The 15,813-nt window shown below is 76.2% G+C and carries 10 protein-coding genes; 5 read left to right on the forward strand and 5 right to left on the reverse strand.

Annotation, left to right across the window (positions count from 1 at the left end; all coding sequences use genetic code 11):
* Positions 1–122: 122 nt before the first annotated feature.
* Together ACFC0B_RS13935 and ACFC0B_RS13940 are read right to left on the reverse strand one after the other, a co-directional pair.
* Positions 123–1,577 (reverse strand): lipase maturation factor family protein, encoded by a 1,455-nt coding sequence (locus ACFC0B_RS13935; protein ID WP_376086005.1) that lies wholly within the window; start codon positions 1,575–1,577, stop codon positions 123–125.
* Positions 1,578–1,955: 378 nt separating this feature from the next.
* Positions 1,956–3,035, reverse strand: a complete 1,080-nt coding sequence (locus ACFC0B_RS13940; RefSeq protein WP_376085918.1) for a GAF domain-containing protein — start codon at positions 3,033–3,035, stop codon at positions 1,956–1,958.
* 486 nt (positions 3,036–3,521) lie between these two features.
* Here ACFC0B_RS13940 and ACFC0B_RS13945 point away from each other — a divergent pair, with 486 nt between their 5' ends.
* The 5 genes from ACFC0B_RS13945 (at position 3,522) to ACFC0B_RS13965 (ending at position 8,735) form a co-directional block, all read left to right on the forward strand.
* Positions 3,522–4,793: an acyl-CoA dehydrogenase family protein gene (locus ACFC0B_RS13945; protein ID WP_376086008.1), complete on the forward strand. Its 1,272-nt coding sequence runs from the start codon at positions 3,522–3,524 to the stop codon at positions 4,791–4,793.
* A gap of 400 nt (positions 4,794–5,193) precedes the next feature.
* Entirely contained in the window at positions 5,194–7,299 is a 2,106-nt protein-coding gene (locus tag ACFC0B_RS13950; protein ID WP_376085920.1) for a sensor histidine kinase, read from the forward strand.
* The gene (locus ACFC0B_RS13955; protein WP_376085923.1) at positions 7,299–7,730 is read left to right on the forward strand and encodes a roadblock/LC7 domain-containing protein; all 432 of its coding nucleotides are present in this window, start codon (positions 7,299–7,301) and stop codon (positions 7,728–7,730) included. The genes ACFC0B_RS13950 and ACFC0B_RS13955 overlap by 1 nt, the downstream gene beginning before the upstream one ends.
* Complete coding sequence (locus ACFC0B_RS13960; RefSeq protein WP_376085925.1) at positions 7,727–8,107, forward strand: DUF742 domain-containing protein; 381 nt, start codon at positions 7,727–7,729, stop codon at positions 8,105–8,107. Before ACFC0B_RS13955 ends, ACFC0B_RS13960 begins: the two co-directional genes overlap by 4 nt.
* A gap of 55 nt (positions 8,108–8,162) precedes the next feature.
* The gene (locus ACFC0B_RS13965) at positions 8,163–8,735 is read left to right on the forward strand and encodes an ATP/GTP-binding protein (protein ID WP_376085927.1); all 573 of its coding nucleotides are present in this window, start codon (positions 8,163–8,165) and stop codon (positions 8,733–8,735) included.
* A gap of 92 nt (positions 8,736–8,827) precedes the next feature.
* On the opposite strand, the gene ACFC0B_RS13970 is transcribed toward ACFC0B_RS13965, so the two are convergent.
* The 3 genes from ACFC0B_RS13970 to ACFC0B_RS13980 form a co-directional block, all read right to left on the reverse strand.
* Positions 8,828–9,286, reverse strand: a complete 459-nt coding sequence (locus ACFC0B_RS13970; protein ID WP_376085929.1) for a MarR family winged helix-turn-helix transcriptional regulator — start codon at positions 9,284–9,286, stop codon at positions 8,828–8,830.
* A 129-nt stretch (positions 9,287–9,415) separates the two neighbouring features.
* A complete protein-coding gene (locus ACFC0B_RS13975; RefSeq protein WP_376085932.1) occupies positions 9,416–11,554 on the reverse strand; it encodes a hypothetical protein in 2,139 nt (712 codons plus the stop codon).
* Positions 11,551–15,651: a DUF5682 family protein gene (locus ACFC0B_RS13980; RefSeq protein ID WP_376085936.1), complete on the reverse strand. Its 4,101-nt coding sequence runs from the start codon at positions 15,649–15,651 to the stop codon at positions 11,551–11,553. Before ACFC0B_RS13980 ends, ACFC0B_RS13975 begins: the two co-directional genes overlap by 4 nt.
* Positions 15,652–15,813: the final 162 nt, after the last annotated feature.

A 15,813-nucleotide genomic window follows, 5' to 3' on the forward strand; every position in this document is an offset into this window, starting at 1 on the left:
GCGGTGTGGCGTGCCGTACCGCCCGCCCGGACGCCACCCGGGAGGGCCGGTCGGGTGGTCGTCCGCCACCCGTCTGCCACGCGACCGCAGGTCGGTGCCGCCCGTGACCGCCCGCCGTCCGCCTATCGCGCGGGCGGCGGGCGGTGGCCGGCGCGGGCCAGGGTGACGAGGTCGACCGGCGTGAGGTACTCGTGGAGCGCCGTGCGGTGCCACCACGCGCCGGTCTGCCGCAGTTCCCGCCAATCGGTGAACCGGTAGAGGTGGAGGGTCGCCCGGACGTGGGTCGGCGGACCGTCCGGGAAGGGGTTGTGGCGCAGCAGGCGCAGCGTGTCCGGGTCGTTGACCAGCAGGCGGGCGGCGAACGGCAGGAACCACGGCCGGGCGTAGCCGGGCGAGATGCCGGCGAACCACATCAGCCAGTCGAGCCGCAGGTGGTAGGGGGCGTACTGGCGCGGGACGCGGCGCACGTCCCCGGGCTTGCCCTTGAACCCGTACTCCTTCCACACGGTGTGCCGGGTGAGCACCGCCTCGTCCGTGCCTTCGACGACGACCTCCTGGCGGATCCGGTTGACGCTGCCGAACGCCCCGTAGGTGTTGACCAGGTGGAGGCGGTTGAAGGAGCGGTTCATCACCTGGCGGCGGGAGACCATGTTGCGGACCGGCCAGTAGCTGAGGACGAGGACGGCGGCGGTGACGGCGAGCGCCAGGGCCTCGAACCAGACGGGTGTCGCGCCGTAGTGGCGCGGGTGGACGGGCAGGCCGAGGCGGGCGGGGTCGACGGCGGCGAGGGCGAGGGCGATGGTGAGCCAGTTGAGCCAGGCGAAGTTGCCGGAGGCGACCAGCCAGAGCTGGGTGGCGACGACGACGCAGGCGGCGTAGGTGGCGACGGGCTGCGGGAGGAGCAGGCCGACCGGGACGACGAGTTGGGTGACGTGGTTGGCCGCCGCCTCGACGCGGTGCAGCGGGTCGGGCAGGTGGTGGAAGAACCAGCTGAGCGGTCCGGGCATGGGCTGGGTCTCGTGGTGGTAGCGCAGGCAGGTCAGGTCCCGCCAGCAGCTGTCGCCGCGCAGTTTGATCAGTCCGGCGCCGAACTCGACCCGGAAGGCCAGCCAGCGCAGCAGCCACAGCACGGGGGCGGGCGGGGCGGTGTCGGCGTTGCCGAGGAAGACGGCCAGGAAGCCCGCCTCCAGCAGCAGCGACTCCCAGCCGAACGAGTACCAGGTCTGCCCGACGTTGACGATCGACAGGTAGAGGGCCCACAGCGCCGCCCAGCAGAGCATCGACGTCCACAGCGGGACGGCGTCGCCGAGGCCGGCGACGAGGGCGGCGGAGAGCGCGGCGCCGCTCCAGGAGACGGCGGCGAAGAAGCGGTCGCTGTAGTGGAGGTGGAAGAGGCCGGGCGCCTGCCGGAACGGGATCCGGGCGGTGAAGCGGGGGACGGGGAGCATGCCGCGGCTGCCGATCAGGGCGCGGAACTGGAGGGCCGCGGCGAGGAAGCCGGTGAGGTAGAGGGCGGCCAGCAGCCGTTGCACGAGCAGTCTGCTGAGCCAGTACTCGGGGGCGGCGAACCACTGCATGCGGCCCATGCCTACCACCGGGGGTCGGCGGGCGGGTGTGCGCGGCGGGGCGGCGCCCGGCGGTTCACCCGGACGGCGTTCACCCGGACGGCGTTCACCCGCACGGCGCCCGCTCGCGCGCCGGACGCTCGCACGGCGTCCGCTGGCACGGCGTCCGCTGTCACGGCGCGGGCCCGCACGGCGCGGGCCCGGACAGCACCGTGGCGGGGGGCCTCTCCTCGGGGGTGAGAGGCGCCCCGCCGCGGTGGCGGACGCGGCGGTGCGGGCGGGCGGGCGGGGAGGATCGGAGGGGAGGATCGGAGGGGAGAAGAGCGGAAAGGGGGGAAAGGAAAGGGGGAGGACAGGAAGGGGAGGGCAGGGGATGGATCCGGTCGGCGCTCAGGCCGGCAGGATGATCCCGGCTTCGCCGGCGCCGGCGAGTCCGGGGCGGTTGGCGGAGGCGCCGCCGCTCTGCTGGAGGCGGTCGACCAGGAGCGCGGCCAGGGTGCCGAGCTCCTCCTCGGTGCGGGACTGCGCGGTGACGTCCATGCCGACCGTGAGCACGCCGCTGACCTGCCCGGTGCGGGCGGTGCGCAGCGGGCTGCAGGTGAAGCTGAAGATCTGCTGGCCGCGCTGGGCGTCGGGACGCAGGGACGGGACGCGCACGTCGTTGAGGACGGTGGCGCGGCCGGTGCGGTAGGCCTCGGAGACCGCCTGCTGGAGGCCGGCGGCGCCGAGCTGGGGGTAGGCCTGGCCGATCGCGCCGTACGCCGCCGGGGCGCCGAAGACCTCGGCGTGCTGGGCGTTGGCGTACCGGATCTCCTGGCCCGGGCCGTCGGTGAGCATGATCGGGAAGGGCGAGCCGTCGAAGGCGGCGAACATCTCCTGCTGCTGGGCGAGCAGGTTGTCGCGCAGCCGGATCTCGGAGAGCAGGGCCTCGGCGAGGTGCTGGATGTCGCGCAGGCGCTCGCGGCCCCACTGGCGGGGTTCGCGGTCGAGGACGCAGACGGTGCCGATGACGGTGTTGGTGTCGTCGACGAGGGGGGCGCCGAGGTAGGCGCGTACGCCCAGTTCGTCGACGACCGGGTTCCCGGCGAACCGGGGGTAGGCGAGGATGTCGTCCAGCGCGAGGGGGGAGCGCTGGGCGACGACGTGCGGGCAGAAGCCGTGGCTCAGCGGCATCTGACGGGTCGGCAGGTCGAAAGCGATGCCCCGGTCGGCCCAGGAGGAGCCCTCGCCGGCCGGGATGTCGGGGGAGGTTGGCGGAATGTAGAGCCCCCGGAACATCTGGCGCTCGTCGTTGATGAAGTTGACCATCGCGATGGGGGCGCGGGTGATGCTGGCGGCCAGGTGGGCGAAGCGGTCGAAGGCCTCGTCCGCGGTGGGTTCGTCGAGACCCAGGCTGCGAAGCCTGCGGGCCCGTTCCGACTCCCCGGCGGCACCCGGGAACTGGCCTTGAGTGCTCATCACATCAGTCATGGCGCACATGTAATCAGACATCCGGCGCCTTCGGCGCTCTCGGCCCGCGCCGTCCCGGATGCTGATGCTCCGTCAAAGCCGCATGTTGGACAAGGAGACGGCGGGCGGGCTTCCGGCCGGGAACCGGCGGGGAACCGGAAGCGGAACCCACGGATCCATCGGATCCGGGAATCGGGGGCCCCTCGTATCCCCATCCGGCGGCGTTTCAATCCTCGGCAGTCGACGAACGACCCGATCGCGCCAATCCAAGATCCTCCGTAGAGCGCTCCCGACGCACATATGACAATGAGCCCTGCCGAAAATCGGCGGTCCCCATGGGCAGCGTGGGCCACCGCCGGCACTACCGCACGCACCCGGTTGCAACGAACGGGGCATCCGGCCGCCACCGTCACATCCCCCACGCCCTCGGCGGCCGACGCGGATCGGCTGCACGGACGGAGGCACATCCACCGAACGAACCGAACCCGAGAGGACCGGGGCATGGCGATGGACTACTTCACCGACGAACGACACGAGAACCTCCGTGCGGAGGTGCGCGAGTTCGCGGAGAAGGAAGTGCGCCCGCAGGTGGCCAGAATGGAGGCCGAGCGCCAGGTCGAGTTCGCACTCGCGCGGGAGATCGCCCGCCGGGGTTGGATCGGAGTGACCATCCCGCGCGAGTTCGGCGGGCTGGGGCTGGGACATCTCGCCAAGACCGTCATCGTCGAGGAGCTGTCGCGGGTCAGCGGCGCCATGGGGGCGGTGGCGCAGGCCTCGCAGCTCGGCGTCGCCAAGGTCATCCACTTCGGCAACGACGCCCAACGCCGGTACTGGCTGCCCCGGTTCGCCGCCGGTTCGGCGCTGCCCACGATCGCCGTCACCGAACCGGAGTCCGGCGGCCACGTGCTCGGCATGACCGGCACCGCCCGGCGCGAGGGTGACGAGTACGTGCTCAACGGCCGCAAGTGGTTCGTGGGGAACTCGCACATCGGCGACGTGCACGGCGTGGTGCTGCGCACCGGCCAGGGCAGCCGGGGGCTCTCGGCCTTCCTGGTGGAGGGCGACCGGCCCGGGTTCCGCACCGGCGGCCTCGGCTCGCAGAGCGGCCTGCACGGCTTCAGCTTCGGCGAACTCGTCTTCGAGGACTGCCGGATCCCGGCCGCCAACCGGCTCGGCCGGGAGAGCCAGGGCCTGGACGTCGCCTACTCCTCCTCCACCCTGTACGGGCGGCTGAACCTGGCGGCGGTCGCGCTCGGCATCCACGTGGCGATCGTCGAGGACACCGTGCGGTTCGCCGAGGCGCGGTCGCTCTACGGCAAGCCGCTCTCCCAACTGCCCAACATCGCACTGAAACTGGGCGAGATGCAGTCCCGGCTGATGACCGCCAAGCTGGCCGCGTACCACGCCTCCCACCTGCTGGACCACGGCCGGCCGTGCGACGCCGAACTGATGAACGCCAAACTGATCAACACCGAGTACGCGATGGACTCGGCGCGCAACGCGATGGAGATCCACGCCGCCCGCGGCCTGCAGGCGGAGTTCCACATCGAGCGCTACCTGCGCGACGCCACCCACACCTACCCGCCGGCCGGCACCTCGGACGTCCAGCGGCTGCGGCTCGGCCAGGTGGCCTCGGGCACCTACGGCAAGCAGTGGTCGGTCGAACTCGCCGACCTGGCCGGCTGGGCGTGGAGCGAGGCGGCCGAACGCGAGGCCCGGGCGGAGGCGGAGCTGCAGGCCGGCCAGGCGGCGGTGCTGCGGATGCCACTGGCGGGCTGACCCCCGGAGCCGCGCACGGAGCGGCCTCCGGGACAGCTCGCCCCCAGCTTTCTTGACCTGTCCCTGACGGCTTTCCGGTGGCCGGGATCCGGTGACCGGAAAGCCGTCGGGCACTCCCCCGGCGGCTTCGCTGACCAGTGCGAATACCCGGCCGGAGGGTCGCGGCGGTTCCCGACGCGCTGTCATCAGGCGTTCACATATGGTCAGTTGATGTTGCCCGAAGGGCACCTTGGGCTGGTAGCGTGCCTGAAGTCGGCGGCCGTGCTGCATCCGTCCGGACGGCGACCCCACGGGTCGCCACCTCCGGCAACCCTCCGGGCACCGCCGGCCGTGGCGCCCCAGCGGCCCCGGCCGGACCGCGCACGGACACCCGCCGTTCGGCCCTGCTACAAGGAATCAGATGCCAGGCATATCGGCCCCCCGGACGGGCCACCGCGCCGGCCGGCCCGGCTCCCTACGCAGCTCGCTCCTCGCTCTCGTGCTGGTCCCCTGCCTCGGCCTCGCCGCCGCCTGGGGATACGCCGCCTACCTGCTGCGCGACGCCGGGGAGCGCACCGCCCTGTACGCCGGCAGCGCGGCGGTCGGCGCCGTCCTGCTCTGGAGCCTGGTGCGCGGTGTGCGCGCGGCGCGCGCCCTGCCGGCCCGGATCACCGCGCTGCACGCCGACGCGCTGACGCTCGCCGAGCACGAGATCCCGGGGATCGTCGGCCGGCTGCGGGCCGGCGAGTCGGTCCCCGTCCCGTCCGTCCGGACCCCGCCCCGGCGGGCCGGCGACGAACTCCAGCAGGCCGCCGACAGCCTCGCCGCCGTCCGGCAGGCCGCCGTCGCCGCCATCGTCCACCAGGCCCAGGGGCGCGAGGGGACGAAGAAGGTCTTCCTCAACATCGCGCGCCGCACCCAGATCCTGATCCACCGCCAGATCAGCATGCTGGACGCGCTGGAGCGCGAGCACGAGGAACCCGACCTGCTGCGCGAGCTGTTCGCCGTCGACCACCTCGCCACCCGGATGCGGCGCAACGCGGAGAACCTCGTCATCCTCGGCGGCGCGCTGCCCGCCCGGCGCTGGCGCAACGCCGTGCCCATGGTCAACGTGCTGCGCAGCGCCGTCTCCGAGACCGAGAACTACTCGCGGGTCGTCGTCCAGGGCGTGCCCCGCACCTCGCTCGGCGGCCAGGCGGTCGCCGACGTGATCCACCTCGTCGCCGAGCTGATCGAGAACGGCACCACCTTCTCGCCGCCCTACACCCAGGTGCAGGTCTCGGCGCAGGAGGTCCCCAAGGGCCTGGTGGTGGAGGTCGAGGACCGCGGCCTCGGCATGGTCGAGGAGGAGTACCAGCGGCTCAACGACTACCTGGCCAACCCGCCCGAGCTGGACGTCTCCGCGCTCGGCGACGACCTGCGGCTCGGGCTCTTCGTGGTCGCCCGGCTGGCCGCCCGGCACGACGTCCAGGTCACGCTGCGCCCCTCGCCCTACGGCGGGACCCGGGCGGTGGTGCTGGTGCCGGCGGCGCTGCTGCAGCAGGCCGAGCCGCCGTCCTTCGTGGCCGGCCTGCCGGCGGGTGCCCGGGTCACCCGGTCCCCGGCACCCGATCTGCGGCCCGGCGCCGGGGCGGGCCCCGGCACGGGTGTCGACGCGGGCGCGGGTGTGGGCGCGGGCACGGGTGTGGGCCCCGGGGTGGAGGCGGGACCGGGTGCGGGACCGGGCGCGGTCGGCCAGGAGCCGGCGGGTGCGCTCGCCGGGGTGCTCGACGGGTTGCTGGGCAGCGGACCGGCGGCCGGGCAGGGGCCGGGCGACGAGCCGGGTGCCAGTGTCGGGGTCGGGGTCGGGGTCGGGGTCGGGGTCGGGGTCGGCGAGGATGCGGCGGCCGACGGCGGTGTGGTGATCGGCGAGCTGGTCGCCCACTACCCCGGGGGCGCCGGACCGCAGGGCCAGGGCGACCCGGGCGGCCCGAGCGATCCGGGCCGTCCGAGCGACCCGACGGTCAACGGCGGACTGCCGGTGGGCTCCCCGATCCCCGGTCTGCCGGGCGCGGTGGTCGTGGCACGGCCCGGACGGCCCCGGCCGTACCTGGACCCGACGGCCGACCCCGGGCCGGATTCGCTGTTCGGGACCGGCGCCCGGAGCGGTACCGGCGCACCGGCGGCGGGCGCCGGCGAGCCGTCGGCCGAGCCGGCGGAAGCCGCGGCGCCCGCGCACCAGCGCGCCGGGGAGGCCCACGCGGAGTACGGGCCCGAGGGCGAGCTGCGCACGCCGCGCGTCCTGCCCCGGCGGGTCCGCAACGCCAGCCTCGCCGAACAGTTGCGCGAGGCCCACGCGCCCTCCGCCGCCCCGACCGGACCGCCCTCGCCCCACGGCGGGCCGCCCGGTTCCTCGGCCCGGCCCGACGACGACCCCTCGCCGCAGCGCTCGCGGGCCACCATGGCCGCCATCCAGCGCGGCACCCGTACCGCCCGTGCCACCCCGTCCGAGCCGGACGCGCCCCCCACAGCGAAGGAACAGCAGTGATGACGCAGCACACCGACACCGAGCGCGACCTCAACTGGCTGCTGGACCAGCTGGTGTCGCGGGTCCCGGAGACCCGGCACGCCGTCGTCCTGTCCGAGGACGGCCTGCTGGTCGGGCTCTCCCAGGGGCTCGACCGGGCCGACGCCGAGCACCTGTCGGCCGTCGCGTCCGGCCTGCAGAGCCTCGCCCGCGGCGCCGGCCAGCGGTTCGACGGCGGGCGGGTGCGGCAGACCGTGATCGAGATGGACCAGCTGTTCCTGTTCGTCACGACCGCCGGCCAGGGCGCCCGGCTCGCCGTGCTCACCAGCGAGTCCGTCGATGCCGGGCTGATGGCCTACGAGATCAACATGCTGGTCAAGCAGGTCGGCCAGTACCTCACCGCAGCGCCGCGCAGCGACGCCGGCCAACCGAATGCGGGTGGCGGTGCGTGACCGTCGACGCCGCCGAGGCCTGGTTCTACGACAAGGAGGCCGGCCATCTGGTCCGCCCCTACGCCATCACCAACGGGCGCACCGGCCCGGTCCGTGACGGTTTCGCGCTGATCACCCTGGTGGTCACCGCCGACCCGCGCGCGGACACCAGCCGGATGACGCCCGAACCGGCGGCGATCCTGGACCTCTGCCGCGAACGCCCGCTCGCGGTGGCCGAGATCGCAGCCGTCCTGGACCTCCCGGTGAGCGTGGTCAAGGTGCTGCTGGACGACCTCGCCGAGGCCCGGATGATCCTCACCCGGGCACCCGTCGAACTCGCCGAGGCACCGGACATCGCGCTGATCCAGGCCGTGATCGAGGGCGTCCGCCGGCTCTGATCCGCGCCCGCCCCTCCGCCCAGCAGCCCGCCCGATTCCCTTCAGGAGACCCGACGTGACGACCCAGAGCCTGGTGCCGGGTGCGGTCAAGATCCTCGTCGCCGGCGGCTTCGGCGTCGGCAAGACCACCATGGTCGGCTCGGTCAGCGAGATCGAACCGCTGCAGACCGAGGAGCGGATGACCAACGCCAGCATCGGGATCGACAGCCTCCACGGCGTCCAGGACAAGTCGACCACCACCGTCGCGATGGACTTCGGGCGGATCACCGTCCGCGAGGACCTGGTGCTCTACCTGTTCGGCACGCCGGGCCAGTTCCGCTTCTGGTTCATGTGGGACGACCTGGCGCTCGGCGCGCTCGGCGCCGTCGTCCTGGCCGACACCCGGCGGCTGGAGTCCAGCTTCGCCGCCGTCGACTTCTTCGAGCAGCGCGGCATCCCCTTCGCCGTCGGCGTCAACTGCTTCTACGGGCGGCGCGACTGCTCCCCCGAGGACGTCCGCCGCGCGCTGGACCTCGATCCGGGCGTGCCCGTGCTGCTCTGCGACGTCCGGGAGCGCGCGTCCAGCAAGGACCTGCTGCTCGCCCTCCTCGACCGGGTCCACGCGGAGGCGCTCGCCGCCCACCGGTGAGGCCCCGCGCGTGAGCGCGGAGCCCCCACACACGGGCGGGCGGACCGACGGGTGGGCGGACCGGTCGGTCCGTCGGCGGGCCGGTGACGCCGTCAGGCCTTGGCCGGGGCGAGCTCCAGGTCGTGCAGGGCCCGTACCAGCGGGGCCAGTTCGGGGAGATCGGCGGCCTCGGTGAGCGTCGTCTCCAGGGTCGCGTCGTGCAGCGGGCGGGCCGCGGCGAGCAGTTCGCGCCCCTGCGGGGTCAGCTCGGTGTAGATGCCGCGCCGGTCGTCCGCGCAGAGGTAGCGGCTGAGCAGCCCACGGTCCTCCAGCCGGCTCACCAGCCGGGTGGTCGCGCTGCTGCTCAGCGCGGCCGCGCGGGCCAGCTGCTGCATCCGCATGTGCCAGCCGTCCTGTCGCGACAGCGCCTCCAGCACGGTGTACTCGACCACCGACAGCCGGTGCTCCGCCTGCAGCGCCTTCTCCAGCGCCGAGTCGATCAGGCCGTGCAGCGCGGCGAGCGTCCGCCAGCCACTGGCGCGGATCTCGGCGGCGTCGTCCTGGATCCCCATGGCTCGCCTCTCTCTGCTCGGAAACTGCTCGGGTCGTGCCCCGGTGGCTCCGGTGGCTCCGGTAAAACGTGCTTCTCCACCCAATTATGCCATTCGGCGCGGCTTACCTGCTTGTGCAAATAGTTCTCCTTATGTCCGGTCCGGGGCCTCCTGCGGCGGAGCGGTGTCCGACGGCCAGGACCAGGCGGTCGCGCAGAGCGCCGAGGCCAGCTCCTCCTCGTACCAGGCCGCCGCCAGCCAGCCGGCCGTGAAGGCGCCGTGGTCGTCCGCGACGACCCGGCCGAAGACGTCGCGCGGCTGGTCCACCGCCGCCGCGAACAGTCCGTCCAGCAGCGCCGCCCCGGTGGCCAGCCCCGCCGACCGCAACCGGGCGCGGTCGTCGTCGGCCGCGCGGGAGCCGAGCGCCAGCGCGGACCGGCCGCCGGTCACCGCCTGCGCCACCCGGCGGGCGAGCAGGTGCACGGGGACGGTCGGAGCGTCGGCACCGCCGCCGGAGGCATCGAGGGGCGGCAGGGCTCCGGTCCCGGCCGGGCCGGCGGGCGGGAGGGTGAGGTCCGCCGTCTGCAGCCGCTCCAGGCCCAGGTTGACCCGGCCCGCGCGGTCGGCGGGCAGCGCGAGGGCGGGCAGCGCCGGGTACCCGGACGCGGACTCGGACAAGGACTCGGGCAAGGACTCGGACGCGGCCGGGTCGGCGGCGCCGGTGGCCCCGGTGGCGCTGGTGGCCCCGGTGGCGCCGGCCGTGGCCCGGTCCGCGGGCGGCAGGCCGATCGCCAGCAGCCGCAGCTCCGGGCGGGCCGAGCGCTCCAGCCGGCCGATCACCCGCAGCCGCAGGCCCGGGGCCGTGGCGAGCAGCGCCAGGTTGCCCCGGTACGCCAGACCCGGGTGGTCGTGCGCGGCCCGCAGTGCCACCACCGCCCCGTCGCACTCCGCCAGCAGCCGCGACTCCCCGTCCGTTCCGTACGGCGCCGCGCCGAGCAGCGTCACGTCCAGGAACAGCAGGTCGCTCCCGGCCGGCCGGGCCTCGGGCGGCAGCGCCCCGGCGGCGAGCGCCCGCGCCACCTGGGCGGCCGGCGGCTCGCCCCAGAGCGCCGCGAGCGGCTCGGCCGTCCAGGCCGCGCCCGCCGCGCGGACCGCCCGGACCGAGGCGCCCGCCCCGAGCCGTCCGGACGCCGACCTGGTCGCCCCCTGCACGGCCAGCCCGGCCCGGGTGAACTCGCGGTGGCTGAGCATCGCGTCCCCCAGCCGCACCGCCCGGTTCCCGGCCCCGACCGCCTGCGGGGCCGCCGACGTGGCGTCGGTGTGCGGCATCACCTCCGCCATCGTGTGCAGCCCGCCGCCTGCGTCCACCGCCCAGGTGAGCACCCCCGCGTGGGTGGCGGTCAGGAGCGGCTCGGCGAACAGCCCGTAGAGCCGCAGGCCGCCCGCGGGAGCGTAGGCCTGGCGGGCCGTCCCGCGCAGTTCCGCGACGCCCGGACCGGCCGCCTGCGGTGTGGCGGTGGCGAGGGCCAGTGCCGTGCTGAGGCCGAGGAGTTCACGCAGGCCGGCCACCAGGTCGGCGAGGCGGTGGTCCGGCTCGCCCGAGCGGGCGGCGCGGACCCGGGTGACCACCGCGACCGCCGCGGCCGCCGCTCGGTGCAGGCCGGCCAGCCGGGCCCGGTGGGCCGCGCGCAGCAGTTCCGCCTGGAGCACCGCGCCCGTGCCGCCGACGCCCGCCGCCAGCACGGCGGCGCCCACCCGGTGCAGGTGCGCGACGGCGGCCCGCTCGGCGGCGGTGAGGTCCTCGGCGGGCTGAGCGGCTCCGGGCGGGGCCGCCGGTTCGGCAGGTGCTGCCGGTGCTGCCGGTGCTGCCGGTGAGGGGGCCTCGGTGGTCGGCGGTTCCCCGTCCGACGCGGCGTCCCCGGCGGCGGGCGGCTCGTCGGCGAGCGACTCGTCGTCGGCGAGCGGGCAGACCGTGACCGCCGCGGCCCGGTGCACGCAGGCGGGCGCCAGCAGGCAGCCGCAGCGCACGTCCGCCTGGTCGGCGACCACCCCGCCCGGCGCGTGCAGGACGAGCACCGACTCCTCGTCGACGGCGATCCGCCAGTCCTCGCCCGTCCGCTCCACCGGCCGCTCGGCCAGCTTGGCGGCCGCGCCGTCCAAGCGCTTCTGCAACCGCGCCGACAGCCCGGCCACCACCTCGGCGACCACCTCCGGCCGGACCGCCGGCCACTGCGCGCCGGTCCCCGTGCCCTCGTCCGTACCCGTCACTGCCCCTGCCGTCTCCGTCATCGGACCTTCTCCCCCACCCAGCGGGCCAGTTCGAGCGGGCTGAGCGCCGCCACCGGCATCCCGGCCGCGACCAGGCGGCCCGCGACCGCCTTCGAGTACCGGGCCGTCCCGGTGTCGTCCAGCGCGGCGCAGCCCAGCAGGTGGCAGCCCGAGTCGACCAGCGCCCGGGTCTGCGTGAGCAGCCCGCCGACCGGGCCGCCCTCCTCGAAGTCGCTGACCACGGCGATCAGCGTGCGGGACGGCACGGTCACCAGGCTCCGCGCGTACTTCAGACCGGCCGCGATGTGCGTGCCGCCGCCGATCCGGACCTCCAGGAGCAGGCCCAGCGGGTCCGCCACCCGGTCGGTCAGGTCGACCACCTCGGTGGAGAAGGCGACGAAGTGGGTGCTCAGCGAGGGCACCCCGGCCAGGATCGACGCGGTCAGCGCCGCCCAGACGGTCGACGACTCCATCGAGCCGGACACGTCCACGACCAGGATCAGCCGCCAGTCGGACGCCTGGCGGGCCCTGGTCCGGAAGACCGGGCGCTCCGGCACGATCACCATGCCGCCCGGTCCGTCGCCGGACGGGCCGGCGGCGGGGTCGGCCGGGCGGGCGGTGCCGAGGTTGGCGCGGATCGTGCGGTGCAGGTCCAGGCCGCCGCCCGGGCGACGGCTCGGGCGCGGCACGCTGATCCCGGTCAGGGCGGGTCGCAGCCTGGTCGCCAGTTCACGGCTCAGCTCGTCGACCAGGCGCCGGACCAGCGGGCGCAGCCCGGCCAGCCGGGCCTCGGGCAGGCCGCCCGCGTGCTCCAGGACGGTGCGCAGCAGGTCGACCGACGGTCGGACGGCGCCCGGGTCGATCGCCTCCAGCGCGTCGCCGCGGCCCTGGGCGACGGCGGCCGCCAGCACCTCCTCGCGCAGGCCCGGCCCGAACAGGGCGGTCAGTTCCTCGGCCCACTCGCGGACACCCGGGTACGGCGCCTCGCGCCCGCCCCGGTTGCCGCCGGCGCCGCCCCGACCGTCCAGGCCGGGGCCGGAGCCCTCGCCGTGGCCGGTCCCGTACAGCTCGTCGAGCGCCGTCGCGAGGCGGGAGGCGCGGCCGCCGAGGCCGCCGCTGCCCGGCCTGCCGAGCAGCAGCCGCCAGCGCTCGGCCGCGCCGAGGGCGTGGGCGGGGGTCGGGGTCGGGGTGGGCGTGGGGGCCGTCGGGGCCGGTGGCTCCGCGGTGGGCGGCGGGAGGAGGGCCGGGAGCAGCCCGCGGCCGGCGAGCGCGGCGCGGGCGGCCAGGTCCGCGCGGGACCAGTCGGCGAGCAGTGCGGGCGGCACCTCCTCGGGGAGCGCGTTCAGGCGAGTGCCCACGCGCTCCTCGACGAGCTGCAGCAGTCGGTCGCGAGCGGCCGGGCTGAGCGTGTCGAACCCGCCGCGCAGCGCGGGCAGGCGGTCCAGGAAGGCGCTGTCGGGGAGCGTGACCACCCGTTCCAGCACGGGTTCGAGCACCTCGGGCGCGGTCGAGAACAGCCCCTCGGCGGCCGTGAGCAGTCCGACCAGGGACCGCCCGAGGGCGTGCCGGGCGTCGGGCCCGGTGGCGCCGTCGACCCAGGAGGCGGCCCGGTCGCCGAACACCGCCGGCTCCTCCTGCCGGAGCAGCACCCGGACCGCCCCGGCCGCGCCGCGCACCAGGGGGCTTCCCCCGTCGGCGAGTTCGGCCAGCGTGTGGCGGAGCCGCACGCCTCCGGAGAGGTCCGCCCGCCGCGCCAGCTCCACCAGCGCCCGGGCGTCGTCCGCCTCGTCCGAGCCGCTCAGTCCCTCCAACTGCCGCACGGCCGCCACCGTCACCAGCTCGGCCGCCGCCGCGAGCGCGGCGAGCACCGGATCCGCCGGATCCCCCGGATCCGCGGCAGCCCTGCGACCGCCGTCCTCGGCGGTGGTCGTGGCCCCGGCCCCGGCCTCGGCGGAGACCGCGGGCCCCTCCGCCGAGGCGGGACCCGCGGACGGTCCGGAAGCCGCCGGACCGTCGACCGGCGAAGCAGCGGGACCCGCACCGGGCGACGCCGTGACCGACGCGCCACCGCCCGCCGGACCGGGAGGAGCAGCACCGCCGGAGGACGCAGCGCCCTCACCAGTCGGCACGGCCGCGACCGGTGGAGCCGAGGCCCCCGCACCGGCGGACACGGCGGCCCCACCCTGCGACGCGACAGCCACCGCACCACCGGCGGGCGAAGCCACGCCCGGCGAACCGGCCGACACGACGCCGGGCGCCGGGGCCGAGGCAGCCTCCGCACCGGCGGACGCGGTGGTCCGGCCGTCCGGCGTGGCGGCGGGGGGTGGGGGCTGGTGGGTGGCGGTGAGGCGGTCGAGGAGGGCGAGGGCGTTGAGGAGGTCCGGGAGGGTGCCGCTGCCGGGGAGGACGGCGGTGAGCTGGGTGAGGCGGGTGTCGGTGAGCGCGGGAAGACCGCAGGCGGCGGCGTCGGCGAGGCCCTGGAGGACTTCGCGGGCGGTGGGACCGTCCGCCTGCTGCTCGCGGCGGAGCCGTTCCCGCAGGGCGCCCTCGGCGGCCTGGGCCGGGGTGACGCCCCGGGTGCCGGCGACGGTCAGCATGGCGGCGACGGCCGGGGTCCAGCGGACGCGCCAGCGGGTGGTGAGGGTCTCCGTGCCGCCCGCGCCGGTGGTCTCGACGGGTTCGGCGTAGGGCACGCCGCAGGCGGTGAGGCGGTGGAGGAGGAGTTCGCGGCGCCGGTCGAGGGGCGAGCGGAGCGGGTCGAGCCGCAGCTCGCGGGGCGCGGGCTCGGCGGTGTCGCCGGGGCCGGGCAGGCCGAGGTCGGCGAGCAGCTGCTCGACCGCGGGGGCGAGGCCGCTGCGCGGAGCGGCCGGGGTGGGCTCGCCGGTGCGGGTGCCGACCAGGACCTTCTCCAGCGCGCGGGCCACCGCCCGGCCCCGGCCGAGGGGTTCGCCCTGGGCGAGGACGGTCTGCACCGCCTCGACGAGCTCGCCGCGCCCGGGGGCCGCGAGGGCGCGCAGCCGGGCGAGGTCGCCGGCGAGCCGGACGATCTCGCGGGCGTCGGCCGGGCCGGAGGGGTGGTCCTGGGTGCGCAGGGCCTCGCAGATCCGCACGGCGGTGCGGACGAGTGCCTCGGCGAGCCGGTCGGGGTCGCCTTCGGCGTCGAGCACGGTGTGCTGCCACTCCGGGTCGCGGATGCCGGCCGGGTAGCCGGAGCGGGCGTCGAGGAGGGGGTAGGTGTACGGGATCAGGGAGACCACGTGACGGCCGTCCGGGGCCGGGCCGTCCGCGGGCTCGGTGGCCGACTCGGTGGCGGACCCGTCGGCGGGTCCGGTGAGCGCGGGGGCGTGGAAGGCGCCGATGACGGCGGCGACCCGGCGGCCCCCGGCGGCCGCCTCCCGGATGCGCTCCCGCATCCAGGCCTCGCGCCGCAGGTCGTACGGGTCGACGCCGGGGCCGTCCTCGGCGTCCCGGCGCAGCGCCCAGCCGACCAGCAGGGCGGCGCGCCGGACGGCCTCCGGGGTGGAGCCGGGCGCGGAGGTCTCGACGAGGCGGTCCCAGAGGTCCTCGTCGTCGTCCCGCCCGGTGAGGCGGTGGCGCAGGGCGTCGGCGACGCCGGGGCGGGCCTCGGAACCGGTGCGCCCGCGCCCGGTGTACCGCTCGCGGACGGCGAGCGGCAGGTCGCAGGCGACGGTCTCGACGCCGTGGCGGCGGGCCCAGCGCAGGGCGGCGAGTTCGGGCGAGAAGTCGGCGAAGGGGTAGAAGGCGAGCCCGGTGCCGTGGCCGGCCTCGGCGCCGATGCCGTCGGCGCGCTCGTCCGAGCGGTCGGCGGCGGGGGCCGCGGCGAGGGCGACCGGGGCCTTGGTGGCCTCGTCGGAGAGCAGGTCGAGCCAGGGCTGGAACTCGGCGGGCAGCTCGACCAGCAGCACCTCGGGCGCGGCGGCGTCGAGCAGGGCGGGCACGACGGCGCTGAGCGAGGGCGCGTGGTGGCGCACCCCGATCAGGTAGGGGCCGGGCGAGTCGAGGCCGGACGCGGCCAGTCGGGCGGCCTGGGCCTCGACCGTCCCGCGCGGGTCGTCGAGGCCGGGGCCCGCCCCGCCGGGCGGCACCGCGCTGCTCATGTGTTCACCTCTCGGTGGAAGGTCGGGAGTTCGGGACTTGAGGAGTTCGGGAGTTCGGGGGTTCGGCGGTCGGGGGGGGCCGCGCCCCCCGCGGGGCCCGGGCCGCCCGGGGGGGGGGGGAACCCCCCGCGGCCCGGGGCGGCATAGGGGGCACCCTGCCCC

It is taken from the genome of Kitasatospora sp. NPDC056184, assembly GCF_042268405.1.
GTDB lineage: Bacteria > Actinomycetota > Actinomycetes > Streptomycetales > Streptomycetaceae > Kitasatospora.

Bases quoted from the DNA above. Each gene is read 5' to 3' on its own strand.
- ACFC0B_RS13935 (WP_376086005.1), bottom strand. From the start codon at position 1,577: ATGCAGTGGTTCGCCGCCCCCGAGTACTGGCTCAGCAGACTGCTCGTG.
- ACFC0B_RS13940 (WP_376085918.1), bottom strand. From the start codon at position 3,035: ATGACTGATGTGATGAGCACTCAAGGCCAGTTCCCGGGTGCCGCCGGG.
- ACFC0B_RS13945 (WP_376086008.1), top strand. From the start codon at position 3,522: ATGGACTACTTCACCGACGAACGACACGAGAACCTCCGTGCGGAGGTG.
- ACFC0B_RS13950 (WP_376085920.1), top strand. From the start codon at position 5,194: ATGCCAGGCATATCGGCCCCCCGGACGGGCCACCGCGCCGGCCGGCCC.
- ACFC0B_RS13955 (WP_376085923.1), top strand. From the start codon at position 7,299: ATGACGCAGCACACCGACACCGAGCGCGACCTCAACTGGCTGCTGGAC.
- ACFC0B_RS13970 (WP_376085929.1), bottom strand. From the start codon at position 9,286: ATGGGGATCCAGGACGACGCCGCCGAGATCCGCGCCAGTGGCTGGCGG.
- ACFC0B_RS13975 (WP_376085932.1), bottom strand. From the start codon at position 11,554: ATGACGGAGACGGCAGGGGCAGTGACGGGTACGGACGAGGGCACGGGG.
- ACFC0B_RS13980 (WP_376085936.1), bottom strand. From the start codon at position 15,651: ATGAGCAGCGCGGTGCCGCCCGGCGGGGCGGGCCCCGGCCTCGACGAC.